22 protein-coding genes are annotated in these 21,827 nt (G+C 52.8%); 11 read left to right on the forward strand and 11 right to left on the reverse strand.

Features of this window, described 5'->3' with window-relative positions; genetic code table 11:
- The first annotated feature begins 21 nt into the window (after positions 1-21).
- Both ABLV12_RS15000 and ABLV12_RS15005 read left to right on the forward strand, forming a co-directional pair.
- Positions 22-2,079, forward strand: a complete 2,058-nt coding sequence (locus ABLV12_RS15000) for a beta-galactosidase (protein WP_004111036.1) — start codon at positions 22-24, stop codon at positions 2,077-2,079.
- A 65-nt stretch (positions 2,080-2,144) separates the two neighbouring features.
- A complete protein-coding gene (locus ABLV12_RS15005) occupies positions 2,145-2,459 on the forward strand; it encodes a glucose PTS transporter subunit EIIB (RefSeq protein WP_004099629.1) in 315 nt (104 codons plus the stop codon).
- A gap of 122 nt (positions 2,460-2,581) precedes the next feature.
- On the opposite strand, the gene ABLV12_RS15010 is transcribed toward ABLV12_RS15005, so the two are convergent.
- On the reverse strand, positions 2,582-3,853 hold the full coding sequence (locus ABLV12_RS15010; protein WP_004099631.1) for a maltoporin: 1,272 nt from the start codon (positions 3,851-3,853) through the stop codon (positions 2,582-2,584).
- A 269-nt stretch (positions 3,854-4,122) separates the two neighbouring features.
- On the opposite strand from ABLV12_RS15010, the gene ABLV12_RS15015 reads away from it, so the two are divergent.
- From ABLV12_RS15015 to ykgO, 3 genes are all read left to right on the forward strand, one after another.
- Entirely contained in the window at positions 4,123-5,196 is a 1,074-nt protein-coding gene (locus ABLV12_RS15015) for a LacI family DNA-binding transcriptional regulator (protein WP_004099636.1), read from the forward strand.
- 111 nt (positions 5,197-5,307) lie between these two features.
- Complete coding sequence (locus tag ABLV12_RS15020; protein ID WP_064396976.1) at positions 5,308-5,571, forward strand: type B 50S ribosomal protein L31; 264 nt, start codon at positions 5,308-5,310, stop codon at positions 5,569-5,571.
- Positions 5,571-5,711 carry a type B 50S ribosomal protein L36 gene (gene ykgO, locus ABLV12_RS15025; protein WP_078774955.1) on the forward strand — a complete coding sequence of 47 codons (141 nt, stop codon included), beginning with the start codon at positions 5,571-5,573 and terminating at the stop codon, positions 5,709-5,711. The genes ABLV12_RS15020 and ykgO overlap by 1 nt, the downstream gene beginning before the upstream one ends.
- Here ykgO and ABLV12_RS15030 read toward each other — a convergent pair.
- A complete protein-coding gene (locus ABLV12_RS15030; protein WP_004099639.1) occupies positions 5,708-6,406 on the reverse strand; it encodes a GNAT family protein in 699 nt (232 codons plus the stop codon). The two genes, ykgO and ABLV12_RS15030, sit on opposite strands and share 4 nt — an antisense overlap.
- A gap of 101 nt (positions 6,407-6,507) precedes the next feature.
- On the opposite strand from ABLV12_RS15030, the gene ABLV12_RS15035 reads away from it, so the two are divergent.
- Positions 6,508-7,962, forward strand: a complete 1,455-nt coding sequence (locus ABLV12_RS15035) for a PLP-dependent aminotransferase family protein (RefSeq protein ID WP_224313875.1) — start codon at positions 6,508-6,510, stop codon at positions 7,960-7,962.
- Here ABLV12_RS15035 and ABLV12_RS15040 read toward each other — a convergent pair.
- Positions 7,937-8,407: a YlaC family protein gene (locus ABLV12_RS15040; RefSeq protein WP_004111038.1), complete on the reverse strand. Its 471-nt coding sequence runs from the start codon at positions 8,405-8,407 to the stop codon at positions 7,937-7,939. The two genes, ABLV12_RS15035 and ABLV12_RS15040, sit on opposite strands and share 26 nt — an antisense overlap.
- A 30-nt stretch (positions 8,408-8,437) precedes the next feature.
- On the opposite strand from ABLV12_RS15040, the gene ABLV12_RS15045 reads away from it, so the two are divergent.
- Entirely contained in the window at positions 8,438-8,575 is a 138-nt protein-coding gene (locus ABLV12_RS15045) for a hypothetical protein (protein WP_224226357.1), read from the forward strand.
- On the opposite strand, the gene maa is transcribed toward ABLV12_RS15045, so the two are convergent.
- The 5 genes from maa to acrA all read right to left on the reverse strand — a co-directional run bounded on the left by maa (position 8,544) and on the right by acrA (position 14,734).
- Positions 8,544-9,110, reverse strand: a complete 567-nt coding sequence (maa, locus tag ABLV12_RS15050; protein WP_023320460.1) for a maltose O-acetyltransferase — start codon at positions 9,108-9,110, stop codon at positions 8,544-8,546. The two genes, ABLV12_RS15045 and maa, sit on opposite strands and share 32 nt — an antisense overlap.
- Before the next feature lie 160 nt (positions 9,111-9,270).
- Positions 9,271-9,489, reverse strand: coding sequence for an HHA domain-containing protein (locus ABLV12_RS15055; RefSeq protein ID WP_004099646.1), 219 nt, complete (start codon positions 9,487-9,489; stop codon positions 9,271-9,273).
- A gap of 26 nt (positions 9,490-9,515) precedes the next feature.
- Positions 9,516-9,890: an Hha toxicity modulator TomB gene (gene tomB, locus ABLV12_RS15060; RefSeq protein WP_004099648.1), complete on the reverse strand. Its 375-nt coding sequence runs from the start codon at positions 9,888-9,890 to the stop codon at positions 9,516-9,518.
- A gap of 481 nt (positions 9,891-10,371) precedes the next feature.
- The gene (gene acrB, locus ABLV12_RS15065) at positions 10,372-13,518 is read right to left on the reverse strand and encodes a multidrug efflux RND transporter permease subunit AcrB (protein WP_004099650.1); all 3,147 of its coding nucleotides are present in this window, start codon (positions 13,516-13,518) and stop codon (positions 10,372-10,374) included.
- A 22-nt stretch (positions 13,519-13,540) separates the two neighbouring features.
- Positions 13,541-14,734 (reverse strand): multidrug efflux RND transporter periplasmic adaptor subunit AcrA, encoded by a 1,194-nt coding sequence (acrA, locus tag ABLV12_RS15070; RefSeq protein ID WP_004111040.1) that lies wholly within the window; start codon positions 14,732-14,734, stop codon positions 13,541-13,543.
- A 142-nt stretch (positions 14,735-14,876) separates the two neighbouring features.
- On the opposite strand from acrA, the gene acrR reads away from it, so the two are divergent.
- Both acrR and mscK read left to right on the forward strand, forming a co-directional pair.
- Positions 14,877-15,527 (forward strand): multidrug efflux transporter transcriptional repressor AcrR, encoded by a 651-nt coding sequence (gene acrR, locus ABLV12_RS15075; protein ID WP_004099655.1) that lies wholly within the window; start codon positions 14,877-14,879, stop codon positions 15,525-15,527.
- Between the two features lie 130 nt (positions 15,528-15,657).
- On the forward strand, positions 15,658-18,999 hold the full coding sequence (gene mscK / locus ABLV12_RS15080; RefSeq protein WP_064396971.1) for a mechanosensitive channel MscK: 3,342 nt from the start codon (positions 15,658-15,660) through the stop codon (positions 18,997-18,999).
- A 35-nt stretch (positions 19,000-19,034) separates the two neighbouring features.
- Here the strand turns inward: mscK and ABLV12_RS15085 are convergent, their stop codons facing one another.
- The 3 genes from ABLV12_RS15085 to priC all read right to left on the reverse strand — a co-directional run bounded on the left by ABLV12_RS15085 (position 19,035) and on the right by priC (position 20,604).
- On the reverse strand, positions 19,035-19,823 hold the full coding sequence (locus ABLV12_RS15085; protein WP_348867133.1) for an Rpn family recombination-promoting nuclease/putative transposase: 789 nt from the start codon (positions 19,821-19,823) through the stop codon (positions 19,035-19,037).
- 65 nt (positions 19,824-19,888) lie between these two features.
- On the reverse strand, positions 19,889-20,062 hold the full coding sequence (rsmS, locus tag ABLV12_RS15090; protein WP_004099661.1) for a pleiotropic regulatory protein RsmS: 174 nt from the start codon (positions 20,060-20,062) through the stop codon (positions 19,889-19,891).
- A gap of 14 nt (positions 20,063-20,076) precedes the next feature.
- Positions 20,077-20,604, reverse strand: coding sequence for a primosomal replication protein N'' (gene priC / locus ABLV12_RS15095; protein WP_016808706.1), 528 nt, complete (start codon positions 20,602-20,604; stop codon positions 20,077-20,079).
- 69 nt (positions 20,605-20,673) lie between these two features.
- On the opposite strand from priC, the gene ABLV12_RS15100 reads away from it, so the two are divergent.
- Positions 20,674-21,051, forward strand: coding sequence for a DUF454 family protein (locus ABLV12_RS15100; RefSeq protein WP_004099668.1), 378 nt, complete (start codon positions 20,674-20,676; stop codon positions 21,049-21,051).
- Between the two features lie 150 nt (positions 21,052-21,201).
- Positions 21,202-21,753, forward strand: a complete 552-nt coding sequence (gene apt, locus ABLV12_RS15105) for an adenine phosphoribosyltransferase (protein ID WP_348867134.1) — start codon at positions 21,202-21,204, stop codon at positions 21,751-21,753.
- The last annotated feature ends 74 nt before the right edge of the window (positions 21,754-21,827 follow it).

The raw sequence follows: 21,827 nt of genomic DNA on the forward strand, positions 1-21,827 counted from the left end.
TTACACTTCAGGATGTTTATTATGAAAAAATTTGCGCCTTTGAGTCCGAAGGTTAATACGCTATTGCATGGCGCCGACTATAACCCGGAGCAATGGGAGAATTATCCGGATATTATCGACAAAGATATTGCCATGATGCAGCAGGCAAAATGCAATGTGATGTCGGTAGGGATATTCAGCTGGGCGAAGCTTGAACCTCAGGAGGGCGTATTTGAGTTTGGCTGGTTGGACAGTATTCTGGAAAAACTGTATACCGCCGGAATTCATGTCTTTCTTGCTACGCCAAGCGGCGCGCGCCCGGCGTGGATGTCGCAGAAATATCCTCAGGTGCTGCGCGTTGGTCGCGATCGGGTGCCTGCCCTGCACGGCGGACGGCATAACCACTGTATGTCGTCGCCGGTCTATCGTGAGAAAACCCTGAAGATTAATACCCTGCTGGCGGAACGTTACGCTCAGCATCCGGCGGTGCTGGGCTGGCATATCTCCAACGAATACGGCGGGGAGTGTCACTGTAGCCTGTGTCAGGAGCGTTTCCGCGACTGGCTGAAAGCGCGCTATGAAACGCTGGATAATCTCAATCACGCCTGGTGGAGTACCTTCTGGAGCCACACCTATAGCGACTGGTCGCAGATCGAATCTCCGGCGCCGCAGGGAGAAGTCTCAATTCATGGTCTCAACCTTGACTGGCATCGCTTTAATACCGCCCAGGTGACCGACTTCTGCCGCCATGAGATTGCTCCGCTGAAAGCGGCGAATGCCGAACTGCCGGTGACCACCAACTTCATGGAGTATTTCTACGATTACGACTACTGGCAGCTGGCGCAGACGCTGGACTTTATCTCGTGGGACAGCTACCCCATGTGGCATCGCGATAGAGATGAAACCACACTGGCCTGCTACACCGCCATGTATCACGACATGATGCGCAGCCTGAAGGGCGGTAAGCCGTTTGTATTAATGGAATCCACTCCCAGTGCGACCAACTGGCAGCCAACCAGTAAGCTTAAGAAGCCGGGAATGCATATTCTCTCCTCTTTGCAGGCGGTGGCGCACGGCGCGGATTCGGTGCAGTATTTTCAGTGGCGTAAAAGCCGCGGTTCGGTGGAGAAGTTCCATGGCGCGATTATCGATCATGTCGGTCATCTGGATACGCGCGTGGGCCGTGAAGTGACGAAGCTCGGCGAGATGTTAAGCCAGTTGCCTGGCGTCGTGGGCTGCCGGACGGATGCGAAAGTGGCGATTATCTTCGATCAGCAAAATCGCTGGGCGCTGGATGATGCTCAGGGGCCGCGTAATCTCGGCATGGAGTATGAAAATACCGTCAACGAACATTACCGTCCGTTCTGGGAGCAGGGGATTGCGGTTGATGTTATCGATGCTGACGTTGACCTGAGTCCTTATCAACTGGTCATTGCGCCAATGCTGTATATGGTTCGTGAGGGATTTGCCGAACGCGCCGAAGCGTTTGTGGCTAACGGCGGTCATTTAGTTACAACATACTGGACAGGGATAGTGAACGAGTCCGACCTCTGCCATCTCGGCGGTTTCCCGGGCCCGCTGCGTAAACTGCTGGGCATTTGGGCGGAAGAAATTGACTGCCTGAACGACGGCGAACGCAACCTGGTACAGGGGCTGGCGGGTAATGAAGCTGGCTTGCAGGGGCCGTACCAGGTACGCCATTTGTGTGAACTGATTCATGCTGAAAGCGCGCAACCGCTGGCTACCTATCGCGATGATTTTTATGCAGGAAGACCGGCGGTCACCGTCAATCACTTTGGTAATGGCAAGGCATGGCACGTTGCGTCGCGCAACGATCTGGCCTTCCAGCGGGACTTCTTCTGCAGCCTGATGAAAGAACTCTCTCTGCCGCGCGCGGTTGAGGCTGATTTCCCGCCGGGCGTAGTGGCGACCGCACGCACGGACGGTGAAACCGCCTACGTTTTCCTGCAAAACTACAGCGCGCAGCAGCATAGCGTGGTTTTGCCGCAAGGCTATCTGGACTGCCTCACCGGTACGGCGCTGAATACGCCGCTGGTCTTAAATGCATGGGATTGCCGTATCCTCAGTCGTCGCGCGTAATTTTTCTCTCCCCGCGCCTGCTCCTGCGAGCAGGCGTTTTTTTATCTGCTAATCAGGAGACTGGTATGGTGAGTTTAAAATCCTTTCTGAATTACTTCTCGCAGCCTCGTGCGGCGGTACCTTTAAGTCATGCGGAGCAACAACAGATTGATTATTTAATTCAGGCGTTTGGTGGTGAAGGGAATATTATTAACGTTGACGCCTGCATTACCCGCTTACGCGTCACGGTGAATAATCTATCGATAGTTGATTCTCAGGCCTTACAGCAGCAGGGAGCGCTTGGGGTTATTATTCTGGGGCAGCAGGTGCATGCTATTTTCGGTAAGCAGTCGGATGCTTTACGGCAATTACTTGATGAGCACTTTGCCAGCCGGAAATAAAATAAAACGGGATAACGCAATAATGAGTTATCCCGAAAATATAACAGGCATTCAATGACAATAATCATTACCGGAGGGTAATTAACAACTTTACAGTTGGCGATAAAACAGTTAAACGGCTATTACCACCAGGCTTCGACCTGTACACCAAAGTTCCATGTATTATTGGCGGTCCGATCTTCGAACGGCTTACCATTTTCAGAATCATTCAGGTATGAAGCGAAAATTCGTAGTTCCGGGCGCGACATAAAGTCAGGTCCATCGGCCAGGCCCAGCGCAATGGTGTATTTCTCACCGGCTTGTTTGTAATCGGTATTATTTTTGTAGCTATCTTTTTGGTAGAAGCCGCCCACTTCGCCAATCAGGCGTACATATTCGGTGAACTGATACTGCCCGCGCGCCACCAGCGACAGCATGCGTGTTTTATCCGTGTAATCGGTGATGTTATCCGCGGAGCCCCAGGTCAGGACGTGGTTAATAGAGAACTTTTCAGTAATCGGAATTAAACCGGTATTGATAACGCGGTAGCCGGTGGCGTCATTGACGTAGTTCCACATGTCATACCAGCCGCCCCCCTGGGACACCATGTTCTGCGCCAGTCCTTTGTTTGCGTATTGCAGAACCGTTTTGTTGTAACCGCCCAGCATATCCTGGCTGATTTCACCGGTTAGCATGACGCCGTTTTCAGCATCATAGAGTCCGCCGTAGGTATCCTGCTTTTTAGTGGTATTCGGCATCGCGTAGTCGATACCAAATTCGGTCCAGGATCCGGCCCACGGCTTCCAGCCCGCATAGCGCAAATCAAGATAGTTAATATTGACGTTGCTATCGCCATCGACGCGGTAGTCGACGTCATTGGCATCCCCGCGGATCCAGGCAAATGAAACGGCGCCCGGACCGAGCGTATAGTTTTCGATCCCGGCGCCGGATCCGGAAATATTCCAGTATTTCGTATCGATAATGTGCAGATCGTGGCGCTGATAGTAGCGTTTGCCGCCCCAGATGACTGCATTTGGATCGCCGGGGATCAGACCTTTAATTTGCAGGTTTAGCTGCCGCAGGCCGAACTGCGCATCGTCATCAAGCGTGGTTTCATTATCGTTTGAGCCGTCAGATACCATGCTGACCATACTATCGAGGTAGAAGCTAACGTCATTCTTCTTGTAGACCTCCGATCCCAGCTCCAGCTCGCCGTAGGTATCAGATTCGTTACCCAGACGGCCAATTTTATTTTTTTGCCATTCGGCCTGGCTACCGTCGCCGGAGACCCCAACCCCGGCGCGCATATAGCCATGAAAGTCGATACCCGGGAGGGTGGCGGAAGCAGCAAACACGGATGGTGAAATCAGCGCAGCGGCCAACGCAACGGAAAGTGTGCGCAGCGTAGTGTTCATGTCTATCCTCTTATTGTTTTGTATTACGTTCACATAACCGATGTCATAAAATGCCTAAACCTGAAAACAGGCAATTGAATGATCGCCATAGTGTGATTAACTGCAAATAAAAAGGCGCGTTTTGTTACGTAAAGTGAGTCCATTCACAATTTGTAGTATTGTGAGCGTAATACTTTTTATGGCGATAGTTGGAGGAGGAATACGGCAATTAGCGTTTTTTCAGATTGCCCCTGTTACAATTCAGGGATAACAACACAAGGAACCGGACCATGAAGTCTAAAAGCGCGACCTTAGAAGACGTTGCACGCCATGCGGGCGTCTCCTATCAGACCGTGTCCAGGGTACTGAACAAATCTGCTAATGTATCCAAAGCCACGCGCAGTAAGGTGGAGAAATCCATTGAGGAGCTGCGCTATGTCCCGAACCGCCTGGCGCAACAGCTGGTAGGTAAGCAAAGTCGTACCGTGGGCCTGGTCACTATTTCCCTTGCATTGCATGCCCCATCCCAGGTGGCTGCGGCGGTAAAACGCTATGCGAACGTGGAAGGTTATCAGGTGCTCATCTCCATGATTGATGAGAGCGTCAACCAAAGTATCCAGGACTCTATTAATGAACTGAAGTCTCAACTGGTGGATAAGGTCATCATCAACGTGCCGCTGGAGACTGAACAGGCCCAAAAAATAGCCGCTGATAACGATGACATTGTCTGTCTTTTTTTAGATGTCGACCCCTATAGCTCGGTGTTTAACGTTTCGTTTAATCCGGCGGACGGTACACGGGCCAGCGTCAAGTATCTCTATGAGATGGGCCATCGGGAAATCGCGTTGCTGGCCGGCCCTGAAAGTTCGGTATCGGCCAAACTGCGTCTGAAAAGCTGGATAGAAACCCTGGAGGGTTACGGGCTGGAGCCGGTAACGGTGATTCGCGGCAACTGGGACGCGCAAAGCGGCTACGCTGGCGCGCTGCAAATGCTGCGGGAGACGCCAAACTTTACCGCCGTCTTGGTAGGTAACGATCAGATGGCATTGGGCGTACTGAGCGCATTTCACCAGCACCAGGTACCGATTCCGGGAGAAAAGTCGGTTATTGGTTATGATGACACTTATGAGAGTTCGTTCTTCTACCCGGCGCTAACCACGGTTTCGCTGGATCTTGATCTGCAAGGGAAAGAGGCCGTTCGGCGCATTCTCGACAGCGGCGATAACGAAACATCACATACGTCTTCTATCCTTCCGGCTCGTCTGGTTGTACGCCATTCTACCGGGCCAAAAACGGAGCCTGGCAAAAATCTGCAGTCTATTGCTGAGCAGCTCCGGGCTCTGGCGCATCAGCTAAGCCCTTAATCTGCAAAGGGCGCTCTCGCCGCCCTTTAATTCTTCTCATTCTCAGGGTTGATCTTTGTCTTTACACGGTGTACGGTATTGTTATGTTATAACATAATTATTGAGGTCGCTATGAAACCCAATATTCATCCGCATTATCGTACGGTGGTTTTCCACGATACCAGCGCCAACGAATACTTTAAGGTCGGTTCTACTATCAGAACCGAGCGTGAGATCGAACTGGAGGGCGAGACGTACCCCTACGTGACGCTTGATGTATCGTCCAAATCGCATCCGTATTACACCGGTAAGCAGAAGGCCTTCAACAACGAAGGTAGTACCGCGCGTTTCCGTCAGCGCTTTGGCGGCTTTATTGATGCGAAGAGGGGCAAATAATGCAGGTGCTAAACTCATTGCGTAGCGCGAAACAACGCCACCCGGATTGCCAGATCGTGAAGCGCAAGGGGCGGCTATACGTGATTTGCAAAAGCAATCCCCGCTTTAAAGCCGTGCAGGGACGCAGGAAAAGACGTTAACGAAAGCTCCCCAGCGTACGTAACTGCTGGCCGTCGGCGCTGAAGTTGTCGGCGGCCAGCCATTGCTGCATTGCCCTGTCTATCTGTGGCCACTCGGAATCAATAATGGAAAACCAGTCGGTATCGCGGTTGTGGCCCTTTATCACCAGCGCCTGACGAAATTGCCCCTCATACTGAAATCCCAACCGCAGCGCCGCCCGGCGTGACGGTTCGTTGAGACTGTTACATTTCCACTCGTAGCGCCGATAGCCGAGCGTATCAAAGACATAATCCATCAGCAGCCAGTGGGCCTCGGTGGCCATTGCGGTCCGGCTCAGTAAAGGCGAGAAGTGAACGTGGCCGACTTCAACAACGCCGTTGTTAGCGTCAATTCTCATCAGCGCCAGTGAGCCCACGGGCTGGTCTGTTTGCTTATCGATCACCGCGAAGTGAATGGGGTCGTTCTGCCCGGAAACGCTCTCAATCCATGCGCGGTACTCCTCTACGCTGCTGTCCGGTTCACGCAGCAGCCATGTCCAGCTTCGGGTATCCGGGGCTAAGCGGTGGGCGTCAAACAGCGCGCCGGCATGCGTGGAGCGCAAAGGCTCTAGCCGACAAAAGCGGCCCTGCAGGTTCACCCTTTCAGGATGTGGACAGGGCTGCCAGTCGGGCAGGGCGGTGCCAACGGGCTGATCGTATTGATTAAGATGGCTCATCAGGATTTCCTTCTATGGACGAATGCTGTGAGATTAAGCCCTTATTGGTTCCATAAAAAGGGCCATCAGAGTATGTTCTCGTAGTACCACGAGGAGCCAAAATGAATATTCCTGATGATGCTTTTTTTACTCTGTTGGAGCAGGCGCTGTGCGACAGAGGGCGTGAAACCCTGCAGCGCACGCTCTATCTCCGTCTGCGAACGGCCATTTTGCAAGGTACGCTGGCGGGCGGTAGCCGCCTGCCAGGTTCACGGGCTATGGCGCAGCGTCTGAAGCTATCGCGCAATACCGTCAATGGCGCGCTGGAGCAGCTGGCGATGGAGGGGTACCTGTTGCGTAGCCGCCAGGGGACATACGCCGCGCTTTTGAAGTCGCAGGGAGAAGAGGAAATTGCGGCGCGCGTGATTGTGCTCCCCGAGTATCTTCAGGGATTACCCGCCGCCACGCGCCGAGATTCGCCCACGCTGCTCTTTACACCGGGAATGCCTGCGGTTAACTACTTTCCTCTTGCTATCTGGCGTCGACTCCTTGACCGGGTATTGCGCGAGGAGGGAAGCGCATTGCTGGGCTACGGCGATGCGCAGGGGGAACTTGTATTGCGCAAAGCGATTGCCCGTCATCTGGCGCTCTCCCGGGGCATCCGCTGCAAAGCCGGGCAAATTGTGATTACGGAAGGAGCGCTGGAAGCCGTTGATTTATGTACGCATCTGCTGAGCGTTGCCGGGGAGACGGCATGGGTGGAAGAACCCGGCTATTTAGGGGCAAAAAGCATGTTTCTTAAAGCCGGGCTTCACATCAAGGGTATACCCGTCGATCGAGAGGGTATGCGGTTCGATACCGATGATGATAGCGCAGCACCGCGATTAATCTTTACTTCACCGTCCCATCAATACCCCTGCGGTACGGTGATGAGCGCCGGGCGGCGACTGGCTTTACTGGAATACGCCCGCCGTCATGACGCCTGGCTTATCGAGGATGATTACGATAGTGAATTTCGTTATAGCGGCGAACCGATTCCCGCCATGCTGGGAATGGTCAGGCAGGCGCCGGTAGTTTATCTGGGGACATTCAGCAAAACGCTTTTTCCCGCGCTGCGTATTGGCTTTATGGTGATGCCGGAGGGGCTGGCGGATGCCGCAAGAGGCGCGATTGGTTCACTGTTACGCGGCGGTCATCGTGCTGAACAGCGGGCGCTGGCGCTGTTTATCGAAGAGGGGCACTACGCGCGTCATCTTGCCGCTATGCGCCGCTTGTATCGCAAACGCCAGCAGCAGCTGCGGGAAACGCTGGCGGCAGAGCTTACTCACCCTTATGAAATATCAGGCGGCGAGGGGGGGTTACACCTGACTGTCGTCGTCGAAGACGTTGATGATGAAGCTATTGTGCAGCAGGCCCGGCGGTTTCAGCTCGCGCCCGGCGCATTAAGCCGTTTTTATCTGAATGAAAAAAAGGCGAGAAGCGGCTTTGTTCTGGGCTACGGTAATACGTCCGCATCACGCTTTCCTTCTGCGATACGGACGCTGGATCGCCTTATTGCGCAGCACCGATGCGGGTAAGGGAAAAGACATCGTAAAATGAGAGTTCGCCTTTGGTGGCGATCATTTTTTGCAGCTGAGCTTTCTGCTCGCCATCGACGCGCGGCGACTGCAGGATTCGGTCGATGAGCTGACCGGGAACAAATCGAGTGTTGTACCACTCCCCGTTATAACAAACGCGGAAGTCCAGAACATCAATGTCTTCATAGCGATAGCGCGGGTAAACGTCAAAGAAAAAGAAGCCGTTCAGCAGAACAAATAGTACGATTAATAGCCAGACCGAATCTACCAGCGTTTCAGAACGCAGCATCACGATGAGTGTTGCCAGGAAAGCCGCATACATCGCGACAAAAAGCCATGGATGGTTGCGAATAAAGCTTATGCTAAAGCGCGGACGGTTATCGCGCTTCTCTTGCACATTAAGCTCATCAATGGTGCTTTTCAGCAGCCGCTGTATTTCTGTCATTTTATTCCCCAAATTCTGCCATGAGCCCCTATGCAGACGCGGCGAACAGATGCGCGTTGGGCTCAGCCTGAAGGCTATTTTATGTTGCGTAAATCCGTGGGAAAAGTAACAGATTGGTTGCGGAAAAGCATAACAGTTACCGTTTTTCGCTCTCCAGCATTTTTATGATTTGGGCCGGGTTTCCGCCGACGACGGCGTTGGCTGGCACATTTTTCACCACTACGGAACCGGAAGCCACGATGGCATTGTCGCCGATAGTCACGCCAGGATTAATTACGGCCCGGCCGCCAATCCACACATTGTGGCCAATAGTGACGGGTTTTCCGTACTCTTTACCGCTATTTCGTTCAACAGGGTCAAGGGGATGCGTTGCGGTATAAATATGCACACCCGGCGCCAGCATGCAGTTTTCGCCAATATGTATCGGACACACATCCAGCATCACGCAATCAAAGTTGGCGTAGAAATTTTTCCCGAGGAAGATATTGTAGCCGTAATCGCAGCGAAAAGTGGGTTCGATATAAGCGTCGCCTGCGTGGCCTAGCAGTTCCGTCAGTAATGCTTTTCTTAATTCACGCTCTTCAGGCGCTGAATGATTGTAACGATGCAACAGTTGTCTGGCCAGTAGACGGTCGGCCTTTAGCTCAGCGTCACCTGACACATACAGTTCACCGGCAATCATTTTTTGTTTTTCTTCACTCATGGAGGCTTCCCTTATTTCCTCATTGTAGGCCGCCACAGTATAAAAAAGAAACCGGTTTCATATAGGTACAGAAACAGCTTCTGTGACCGGTGTCGCATTTATTAGCAGCATGAGGGAAGGGCGTTTTCGGCACAAGAGTTCGGGCTTTCATTTGAAATAATTAGCGGATGAATTTCCAGACCGATGGCGGGATCTTGTCATACAGTTTATTCATCGTCAGTTCAGCAAGACGATGATCGGCTGCTGAGTAAAATACCGCCAGTTCATTATCAGAAAGTTCATATTTATTTTTTTCAATTACGCGCTCCAGCGTATCAATTGTCTGACAACGTCGTAAGCGCATCAAATAGTCTATTTTGGTTAATGTTTTATCAGACATAAATTCACCTTTTGATTGTAATAATATTAACAAGAAAGACTGGCCGGGTTTTCCCGACTGGCGTTCACAAAGCAGCGGAATAACCTGTTGCCTGATTTACGCCATTTCTGCAGATCTGCAGTGTTAATGCCGTAGTTGCTGAACAACACGAAAGTGTCATCCAGATATTCGTCAAGCTGAGTCACCAGCTTATTATCCTCAGCATACTTAATTTTATAATTAAGTGCGAACGCGGCAATGTGCTCGATCAATTCATTAAGCTGAAGATTGACAGCAGAGGTTGGGTCATTAACCCAGCCATGGTTGCTCTCTTCCAGGTTTGCAAGACAGTCATGATACAGGGTTTCGCAGAGAAATTTAAGCTGCGCAATATCATGTCTTTTTGGCGAGTATTCGTCCATAACGCATCCCCCTTTTTAGTGGTTTAACGACGACTATCGACACCGTTGTGGGATGAACACGACTAACAGACCTGACACATACATTGTAATCTTGCTCTTTAACTATAATCCACTCTTAAAAAGATTTCATCGTGCTATTACGAAAAATTACAATTAACGCGGTCAATTTATCTTAAATGCCTCGGTCTTTATTATATCGTGCCTTTAACTACAACGGAAAAATCGAAGACTGACCTTATATATCATCGGGTTAGCCCGTGCGTTTAGCTGATACGTTGATACAACCATACATAATGTCAGTGATTGAGAATATTCTTAGTGTGGAGTTGAGGGAGTAAAGTCAGTGAAAAAAGGTCATAGATAAGCAGCGGTAATCATCATTAAATATTATATCTCAGGTTATAAAATAAACAATCACAATCCGTGCGTTTTAAAGTGAGACAAAGTGAAAGGGCCGCGAATGCGGCCCTTAATGGAGAGATTAATGATGCTCAACCGGATGGCTGTGCTCAATATCCTCATTTTTCCTACTGAAGCGGCGACGCACGACCACGAAGAATACCGGCACGAAGAAAATCGCCAGAACCGTCGCGGTAATCATCCCGCCCATTACGCCAGTACCTACAGCATTCTGCGCGCCGGAGCCTGCGCCGGAGCTGATAACCAGCGGCATTACACCGAGGATAAACGCCAGGGAGGTCATCAGAATCGGACGCAGACGCATACGAACGGCTTCAAGCGTTGCCTCAATCAGGCCTTTGCCTTCTTTATCCATCAGGTCTTTGGCGAATTCAACGATCAGTATCGCGTTCTTCGCCGACAGGCCGATAGTGGTCAACAGACCAACCTGGAAGTAAACGTCGTTAGTCAATCCTCGGAAGGTGGCAGCCAGCAGCGCCCCCACAACACCGAGCGGAACGACCAGCATGACCGAGAATGGAATTGACCAGCTCTCGTACAGCGCCGCCAGACACAGGAAGACGACGATCAGCGAGATAGCGTACAGCGCTGGCGCCTGGTTACCTGACAAACGTTCCTGATATGACATACCCGTCCAGTCATAGCCGATACCGGCAGGCAGTTTACCCGCCAGCTCTTCCATCAGGTTCATCGCTTCACCGGTACTCTTACCCGGTGTCGCCTGGCCGAGGATTTCCATCGATGGCAGACCGTTGTAGCGCTCCAGACGCGGCGAGCCGTATTCCCAGCGCGAGGTTGAGAAGGCGGAGAACGGTACCATCTGTCCATCGCTACCGCGTACGTACCAGTTGCCAATGTCTTCCGGCAGCATGCGGTATTTCGCTTCGGACATGATATACACTTTCTTCACGCGGCCACGGTCAATGAAGTCGTTGACGTAGCTTCCGCCCCATGCCGCGCCAAGCGTCGTGTTGATATCGCTTATAGACACGCCAAGCGCCTGCGCTTTTTCCTGATCGATATCCACTTTGAACTGCGGAGTATCTTCCAGGCCGTTTGGACGAACGCCGCTCAATACGTCAGGGTGCTGCGCAACCATTCCAAAAAGCTGGTTACGTGCCTGGGTCAGTTTTTCATGGCCCAGGCCAGCCTGGTCGATCAGCTGGAAGTCAAAGCCTGTTGCGGTACCGAGTTCAACAATTGCCGGCAGGTTAAAGGCGAAGACCATTGCATCTTTGATCTGCGAGAAATAGCCCATCGCGCGGCCGGTAATCGCCTCAACTTTGTTCTCTTCGCCTGGACGCTGGCTCCAGTCCTTCAGAGAGACGAACGCGATACCGGTGTTTTGTCCACGACCAGCGAAACCAAAACCGTTTACGGCGAATACCGATTCAACGTTATCTTTCTCTTTGGTGAGATAGTAATTGGTCATCTCATCCAGTACTTTCTGGGTACGCTCCTGAGTTGCGCCTGCAGGCAGCTGCGCCATGCTCAGGAATACGCCCTGGTCTTCGTCTGGCAGGAACGAACTTGGCAGACGAACGAACAGCCAGGCCATTCCCACAACAATGATCAGGTACAGCACCAGATAGCGACCGGTACTACGCAGGATGTTGCCTACGCTGTCGGTATAGTGATGCGTGCTCTTATCAAACATGCGGTTAAACCAACCGAAGAAGCCAGTGGTTGCGCCATGGCTGCCTTTTTGGATTGGCTTCAGCATCGTGGCGCAAAGCGCCGGGGTGAGAATCAGAGCGACCAGCACCGACAGCGCCATCGCGGAGACGATGGTGATCGAGAACTGGCGGTAAATCGCACCGGTGGAACCGCCAAAGAAGGCCATCGGGATAAACACCGCAGAAAGCACCATCGCGATACCTACCAGCGCGCCCTGAATCTGGCCCATTGATTTACGCGTGGCTTCCTTCGGCGGTAGCCCTTCCTCTGCCATTACACGTTCGACGTTTTCCACCACCACGATGGCGTCATCCACAAGCAAGCCTATGGCGAGCACCATACCAAACATGGTGAGCGTGTTTATCGAGAAACCGAACAGCGCGAGGATGGCGAACGTCCCCAGCAGTACGACCGGCACGGCAATCGTCGGAATCAAGGTGGCGCGGAAGTTCTGCAGGAACAGATACATTACCAGGAACACCAGGATGATGGCTTCAACCAGCGTTTTTACCACTTCGTGAATGGAGATCTGCACGAATGGAGTGGTGTCATACGGATAAACAATCTTCAGGCCAGAAGGGAAGAAAGGCTCCATTTTCTTCAGTTCGGCGCGAATGGCGTTTGCGGTATCCAGCGCGTTCGCGCCGGTCGCCAGTTTAATACCCAGACCAGAAGCTGGCTGACCGTTAAACTTCGCGATAACGTCATAGTTTTCACCACCCAGCTCAATGCGCGCGACATCGCGCAGACGAACCTGGGAGCCATCCTGGTTAACCTTCAGCAGAATGTTGCCAAACTCTTCAGTATTGGTCAGACGAGTCTGCGCCACGATGGAGGCATTCAGCTGCTGGCCTTTCACCGGGGGCGTACCGCCTAACTGTCCTGCTGCAACCTGGGCGTTCTGCGCTTTCAGGGCGCTGATAACGTCAACCGGCGTCAACTGGAAGTTATTGAGTTTGTTTGGGTCCATCCAGATACGCATAGCGTACTGGGAACCAAACAACTGCACGTCACCAACGCCGCTGGTACGGCTAATCGCATCTTTCATGTTGGCGGCAACATAGTCAGAAATGTCATCCTGATTCATGGTGCCGTTAGTATTAATAACGCCGACAACCATCAGGAAGCTGCTGGATGCCTTTTCAACGCTAATACCCTGCTGCTGTACTTCCTGCGGCAGCAGCGGTGTCGCCAGCGCCAGTTTGTTTTGAACCTGTACCTGAGCAATATCCGGATCGGTACCGGATTCAAAGGTCAGAGTGATGGTTGCTGTACCGGTGGAGTCGCCATTTGAAGACATGTACATCAGGTGATCGATACCGTTCATGTTCTGTTCGATAACCTGAGTCACGGTGTTCTGCACGGTTTCTGCGTCGGCACCGGGGTACATGGCCGTGATGGAAATTGCCGGCGGCGCAATCGTCGGATATTGCGCTATTGGCAACTTGAGGATCGAGAGCCCCCCAGCCAGCATAATGATGATGGCGATCACCCAGGCAAAGATGGGGCGATCGATAAAGAAATTAGGCATGTCTTAACGGCTCCTGTTTAAGTTAAGACTTGGTTTGTTCTGACTGAGCGTTGCCTGCGGCTTGCTGTTTTTCATCAGAAACGACTTCCTGCGCTTTTACCTGTACGCCTGGTTTGACTTTCTGCAGACCGCTAATAATGACGCGATCGCCAGTTTTCAGCCCTTCGGTGACCAGCCATTTATCGCCAATCGCCTGAGTGGCGGTAATCTGGCGAACTTCGACTTTATCGCCTTCGCCGACAACCATCGCGCTGGCATCGCCGCGCGGGGTACGGGTTACGCCCTGCTGCGGAACCAGAATCGCATCAGGATTTACGCCTTCTTCCAGGCGCGCGCGAACGAACATGCCGGGCAGCAGAGTGTGATCCGGGTTCGGGAAAATCGCGCGCAGCGTGATAGAACCGGTAGTCTGATCAACGGTAACGTCGGAGAACTCCAGCGTACCGTTCTGCGGGTATTTCAAACCGTCGTTAGTGACCAGTTCAACCTTCGCTTTACCGTTCTCCTGCTGCAGTTTGCCGTTAGCCAGCTCTTGTTTCAGACGCAGAAAATCGTTGCTCGATTGAGTCACATCCACGTAGATAGGATCAAGCTGTTGCACGGTCGCCAGGGCAGTAGTCTGGCCGTTCTGCACCAGCGCGCCTTCCGTGACCGCGGATTTACCAATGCGGCCGCTGATCGGGGAGGTCACCTTAGTGTAGGCCAGATTGATGCGCGCGGTTTCAACCGCGGCTTTAGCGGCGACGACGGCAGCGTTGCTCTGCTGAGCCGTGGCTACGGCAGTATCGTAATCCTGTTGGCTAATGTACTTTGTGCCTAACAGTTTCTGGTAACGTTTAACCGTCAGCTGATCCATATTGGCGGCAGCCTGCGCTTTGGCTAAATCGCCTTTCGCGCTTTCATAGGTGGCTTGATAGGTTGCCGGATCGATTTGATAAAGAGACACGCCAGCCTGGATATCGCTGCCTTCGGTGAAGTTACGTTTCAAAATAATGCCACTGACCTGAGGACGAACTTCCGCAACGCGATAGGCGCTGGTACGGCCCGGCAGTTCAGTAGTAATTTGTAGAGGAGCGGATTTGAGCGTCACAATACCGACTTCCGGCATTTGCTGGGCTCCTTGCTGAGCCGGTTTGTCGTCACATCCTGTTAGCGCTAAGCTGCCTGAGAGCATCAGAACGACCGCCAGAGGCGTTAACCCTCTGTTTTTGTTCATATGTAAACCTCGAGTGTCCAATTTCAAATTGTTCAGTGGCTCAATCGACCACAAACCCACTGCTGTGTTTCTATTATGGTCATGCTATGGTACATACATTCACAAATGTATGTAAACGTAACCTCTGTAAACTCATCGACCTATGGCACGAAAAACCAAACAACAGGCGCTTGAGACCCGGCAACATATTCTGGATGTTGCTCTGCGTTTGTTTTCGCAGCAAGGCGTATCATCCACCTCGCTGGCCGCAATTGCAAAAGCTGCCGGTGTGACGAGGGGGGCTATCTATTGGCATTTCAAAAATAAATCGGACTTATTTAATGAAATATGGGTGCTGTCAGAAGCCAATATTAACGATCTCGAAGTTGAGTATCGGGCAAAATTCCCCAACGATCCACTGTCAGTTGTGCGAGAGATCTTAGTGTATATCCTTGAAGCCACTGTGACAGAAAAACGCAGACGGCTGATGATGGAAATCATCTTTCATAAATGTGAATTCGTCGGTGAAATGGTCACGCTGCAAGAAGCGCAGCGCATTCTTTGCCTTGAGAGCTACGACCGTATCGAACAAACATTAAAGGAGTGCATTGTCGCGAAGATGCTACCCGCCAATTTATTAACCCGCCGGGCGGCGATCCTCATGCGCAGCTATCTTTCCGGCCTGATGGAAAACTGGCTTTTGGCGCCGAACGCCTTTGATCTGCAAAAAGAAGCGCGGGATTATGTCGAAGTCCTGCTGGAAATGTATCAATTTTGCCCCTCTCTGCGCAGTTCTGAAGGACTGGACGCTTAACCCGGCTAGCGGACACCAGAGGAATGATTCCTGCTGTCCGCCGCTATTTTAGTGATAACAGAAGTGCTATTCTTCGCGCTGCGACGATCCCCGGTATTCTCCGGCTTTTGCAATCACTCATGTTAACACTATGCTGCATACTATCCGTTGGCGAAATGCCCTCTCTGCTGTAGTTCTTACCCTGATGTTTTTTATCGGCTGTATTAGCGTTAATTCGGCGCTGGCGGCTGATTTACCTGAACGCTCCGAGGTCCAGAGCCAGCTCACGACGCTGAACAAGCAAAAAGATTTGACTCCCCAGGATAAGCTGGTTCAGCAGGACCTGACTCAGACGCTGGAAACGCTCGATAAAATTGAGCGCATAAAGTCGGAAACGACGCAGCTGCGCCAGCAGGTCGCTCAGGCGCCTGCGAAAATGAATCAGGCTATCGATAGCCTGAACGCGCTAAGCGATGTCCCCAACGACGAGGCGACGCGTAAAACGCTGAGCACCTTGTCGCTGCGCCAGCTGGAATCGCGCGTCTCTCAGACTCTGGACGATTTGCAAAACGCGCAAAACGATCTGGCGACTTATAATAGTCAGCTTGTTTCGCTACAGACGCAGCCGGAACGCGTGCAGAATGCGATGTATTCCGCCTCTCAGCAGCTGCAGCAGATCCGTAATCGTCTGAATGGCACGACTACGGGCGAAGAGGCGCTACGTCCTACCCAGCAGAATTTGCTGCTGGCGCAGCAGGCCTTGCTGAATGCACAGATAGATCAACAGCGTAAAAGCCTGGAAGGCAACACGGTGCTGCAGGATACCCTGCAAAAGCAGCGTGACTACATCACCGCTTACAGCAATCGACTGGAGCATCAGCTTCAGCTGTTGCAGGAAGCGGTGAATAGCAAGCGCCTGACGCTGACGGAAAAGACGGCTCAGGAAGCGGTTTCTCCGGACGAAACGGCCCGTATTCAGGCAAACCCGCTGGTCAAGCAGGAGCTGGACATTAATCACCAGTTGAGCGAAAGGCTCATTTCGGCAACGGAAACGGGTAATCAGCTGGTTCAGCGCAACATCAAAGTGAAGACCTGGCTCGATCGTGCTCTGCAATCCGAGCGCGATATTAAAGAGCAGATTTCCGTGCTGAAAGGCAGCCTGCTGCTGTCGCGTATCCTTTATCAGCAACAGCAAACGCTGCCCTCTGCGGAGGAGCTAAGCGACATGACCAACCGCATCGCCGACCTGCGCCTTGAGCAGTTCGAGGTCAACCAGCAGCGCGATGCGCTATTCCAGAGCGATGCGTATGTCGCGAAGCTGGAGGAGGGGCATAGCAGCGAGGTGAATCCCGAAGTGCATGATGCACTTCTTGAGATTGTTGATATGCGCCGGGAACTGCTCGATCAGTTTAATAAACAGCTCGGCAACCAGCTGATGATGGCGATTAACCTGCAAATCAATCAGCAGCAGCTAATGAGCGTGTCAACCAACCTGAAAGCCATCCTGACGCAGCAGATTTTCTGGGTAAATAGCAACCGCCCGATGGACTGGGAGTGGTTTAAAGCCTTCCCGGAGGCGCTGAAAGGACAGTTTAAGGCGATGAAAATCACCGTAAACTGGGAAAAGGCCTGGCCTGCGGTATTTATCGCTTTTCTGGCCGGCCTGCCGCTGCTGCTGATTGCCGGTCTGATTCGCTGGCGTCTGAACTGGCTGAAAGCGTATCAGGCTAAGCTGGCGTCGCAGGTGGGGCAACTGCGCAACGATACGCAGCTCCACACGCCGAAAGCGATTCTTATCGATCTGATTCGGGCGCTGCCTGTGGTGCTGGTCATACTCGCCGTCGGTCTGATTCTGCTGACGATGCAGCTGAATATTAGCGACCTTCTGTGGGCCTATAGCAAGAAGCTGGCGCTATTCTGGCTGGTGTTTGGCCTGTGCTGGAAAGTGCTGGAAAAAGACGGCGTGGCGGTGAGCCACTTTAATATGCCGTCACAGCTGACCAGCCACTGGCGGCGGCAGATTGTTCGCGTGAGCCTTGCGCTGCTGCCGCTCAACTTCTGGTCGGTGATGTCGGAACTGTCGCCGCTGCACCTGATGGATGACGTTCTCGGGCAGTTCGTTATTTTCCTCAACCTGTTGCTGATCGCGGTGCTGGTCTTGCCGATGTGCCGCGAAAGCTGGCGTGATAAAGAATCTCACAGCCTGCGCCTTATCACCGTTACCGTGCTATCGATCGTTCCCATTGCCCTGATGGTGCTGACGGCAACCGGCTATTTCTATACGACGCTGCGTCTGGCCGGCCGCTGGATTGAAACCGTTTATCTGGTGATGCTGTGGAACCTGTTGTATCAGACCGTGCTGCGCGGCCTGAGCGTGGCCGCGCGGCGTATTGCCTGGCGCCGCGCGCTGGCGCGTCGTCAGCATCTGGTTAAAGAGGGGGCTGAAGGAGCCGAGCCGCAGGAAGAACCGACAATTGCTCTGGAGCAGGTTAACCAGCAAACGCTGCGTATTACGATGCTGGTGATGATCGCGCTGTTTGCGGTCCTGTTCTGGGCGATTTGGTCGGATCTCATCACCGTCTTCGCCTATCTCGATAGTATTACGCTGTGGCATTACAACGGTACCGAAGCCGGGGTCAGCGCCGTGAAAAGCGTTACCATGGGGAGCCTGCTGTTCGCGATTGTCGCTTCGATGGTTGCCTGGGCGTTAATTCGCAACCTGCCGGGACTGCTGGAAGTGCTGGTGCTGTCCCGACTAAATATGCGCCAGGGTGCGTCTTATGCCATTACGACAATCCTTAATTACGCCATTATTGTTATTGGCGCGATGACGGTATTTGGCGCTCTGGGCGTCTCATGGGATAAACTACAGTGGCTGGCAGCGGCGCTGTCGGTTGGTTTAGGTTTCGGCTTACAGGAAATATTCGGTAACTTTGTTTCCGGTCTGATTATTCTCTTTGAGCGCCCGGTGCGCATTGGCGATACGGTGACCATTGGCACCTTCTCCGGCACCGTCAGCAAAATCCGCATTCGCGCCACGACCATCACCGATTTTGACCGTAAAGAGGTGATTATCCCCAATAAGGCCTTCGTGACTGAGCGTCTGATTAACTGGTCGCTCTCCGATACCGTCACCCGCGTTGTCATCCGCCTTGGCGTCGCGTACGGTTCTGACCTGGATAAGGTTAAAGAAGTACTGCTTAAGGCCGCGCACGAGCATCCGAAAGTGATGCAAGAGCCCGCGCCATCGGTTTTCTTTACCACTTTCGGCGCCAGTACGCTCGATCATGAACTACGACTATACGTGCGCGAACTTCGCGATCGCAGCTATGCGGTGGATGAGCTTAACCGGGCGATCGATCGTTTGTGTCGTGAGAACAATATTGATATCGCCTTTAACCAGCTGGAGGTTCATCTTCGCAATGAGAAGGGCGATGAAGTCACCGAGGTGAAGCGGGATAAAGGCGACGATGCCACTCCGGCGATGAGCTAAGCATGGCGGGGCGGTAAATACCCGCCCCGCAGATTTTAATGGCTGAGCGAGGAGAGTTCTTCCTGGCTCAGACCCGTCAGCTCCATCACCATCTTAGGATCCTGCCCGCTGGCGAGCATTTTCAGCGCAATGCTGTGCGAGATTTCTTTACGGCCTTCCTGTCGACCCTCCAGTCTGCCTTCTCTTCTCCCTTTTTTACGACCTTTCTCTTCCAGCCATTCGGCAATCGCCAGCAGCGCAATCAGTATCGGTTGCAATTCGGCCAGATCGCGCTGGCGGATATGCTTCTGCAACAGTTCCAGCATCGCCATTCGCTGGTGGAGGATGAATTGATTACCTGGCATAACGGTCAGGTCCACCAGTGGAAAATCACCGCCGTACAGCGCGCTGGCAAGCTCAGGATGGTCAAAGAGATGATGCCAGTTGAGCGTATGCGGCCAGGGACTGACGGCGCCGTGATAAAACAGAATGGGGACCACAAGGGGCAACGTATCGTGGCCAGCATCAAGGTGACGCTGCATGGCTGCGAGCGTATAGCGCATCAGGCGAAAAGCCATGAGCTTGTCCGGAGAGCTTTGATGTTCAATCAGCGCATAGATATATCCGGCGCCGTGCCGCGTTTGCAGAGAGTAAAGTATATCCGAGTAGCTGGAGCGCAGGTCTTCTTCGATAAAACTGCCTGAATCCAGCTGCAGCGTACTAAGATCGCAGATACTTAAAAACTGCGCCGGGAGGTAAAGCTGTAAGAAATCGCGGGCGACCTCTTTCTGAATCAACATTTGACGAAAAATGGCATCGTGCGGCGTACGTGAGAATATTTCCATGAGCATTTATCCGTTTTGGTAAGGGCAGGCGATGACTCTGCCACCCCCAACGATCCGGCAACAGGCTACTCCGGCGCGTTTTGCGAGGCCTCTTCCGCACTTTTTACTTTGTTTTCATAATCGCGACGGATAATCTCCAGCGCAGCTAGCACGGTTTGCGCAGGGACATTATTTTCCTCAAGCAGCATGATTAAATCGACGGCCAGCTTGACCTCGTCAGGCGCATTTTCCAGCGACATCTTTCTTCCTCCACTTAACGTGTTAATCGGGCCAGCCTGTTTTCAATTTTTTCCAGCGCGTCGCGACAGCGGGCAAGGCGTGCGGCGTAGGCGTCAACTTCTTTTGCCAGCCGCTGCTGTTCCTCAAGAGAGGTGGCTTGCGCCAGCTGTCTCTGGCGATCGTTGCGCATGGCCAGCAGACGCCGCTCATATTCCTGATGCTGGATACGCCGGCGCTGCCAGCGGCTAAGCGTCGGCGAAGCGCTATCCCAGGCGCGTAACGACCAGGTGGCCGTTTCCCGGCTAATGGCGGCGATTTGGGCCACAAGATGTTCCGCCAGCCAGGCAACCTGGGGGAGCTGCTGGCGTTCGACCGCCAGCTTTAATTCCGTTAAACGATCGCTGGCCTCATTGAGATAAGCCTGCATCTGCGTGCTGCGGGTCCGAAACAGCTGGCGATCGAAACGCGGGCTGAGGGTCGCGTGATTCGCCATTGGCGCTACCCGGACGGCCAGCTCCGCAAGCTGATTTTCCAGCGAATGTAAAAGCCGGGTGGTTTTCAAATAACTCCTCCATCCCCTGATAAGCAACTGTGCTACATTAGCGTTATCTTCTTGATAACGATTCGCATTATGCCACGTATTATTTTGATCATCATTGGCTGGCTGGCGGTAGCGCTGGGAACGCTGGGCGTATTTTTACCGCTACTGCCGACGACGCCTTTTATCCTGCTTGCCGCCTGGTGCTTTGCGCGCTCGTCGCCGCGTTTTCACCACTGGCTTTTGTACCGCTCATGGTTTGGCGGTTACCTGCGTCACTGGCAGAAATACCGCGCCATGCCGCCGGGAGCGAAGCCGCGCGCGATAGCGATGATTTTGCTGACCTTTGCTATTTCCCTGTGGCTGGTTAATCTTACCTGGGTGCGCATCTTGCTGCTGATCATTCTGGCCTGTCTGCTGATATTTATGTGGCGCATTCCGGTGGTTGATGCAAAGCAACAAAAGCACTGATGCGCAATAATGATGGTTGCAATTGTCGCTGACAGCCAGTAAATTCTGGCGTTTTCGAGCGCGGGTAAGCCTGGTCAAAGGTTAAACAAATGTTTCTTTGGCCCATTTGGCATGCCCGTGAGTAATACCGTTTTAATCAGGCATACACTTATGACCGCAACAGCACAGCAGCTTGAATATCTGAAGAACAGCATCCAAAGCATCCAGGACTATCCGAAACCTGGCATCCTTTTCCGTGATGTCACCAGCTTGCTGGAAGACCCGAAGGCCTATGCGCTCAGCATTGAACTGCTGGCCGAGCGTTATAAAGACGCGGGTATTACCAAAGTGGTGGGCACCGAAGCGCGTGGCTTCTTGTTTGGCGCACCGGTTGCGCTGGCGCTGGGCGTAAGCTTTGTTCCGGTACGCAAGCCGCGTAAGCTGCCGCGTGAGACCATCGCAGAAAGCTACGAGCTTGAGTACGGCACCGATCAGCTGGAAATCCATGTCGATGCGATCAAAGAAGGCGATAAAGTCCTGGTGGTTGACGATCTGCTGGCAACCGGCGGCACCATCGACGCCACCGTGAAGCTTATCCGTCGCCTGGGCGGTGAAGTGCACGATGCGGCTTTTATTATCAATCTGTTCGATCTGGGCGGCGAGCAGCGTCTGGAAAAACTGGGAATTAACTGCTATAGCCTGGTCCCTTTCCCGGGTCACTAAGCAAATCCCTCCACATAGCCTCGCTGATTGAGCGGGGCTGTGATAGCATGACCCCCTCGTGATTTCACCTTCCA

The organism is Klebsiella sp. CN_Kp100 (assembly GCF_040065315.1).
Lineage (GTDB): Bacteria > Pseudomonadota > Gammaproteobacteria > Enterobacterales > Enterobacteriaceae > Klebsiella > Klebsiella oxytoca.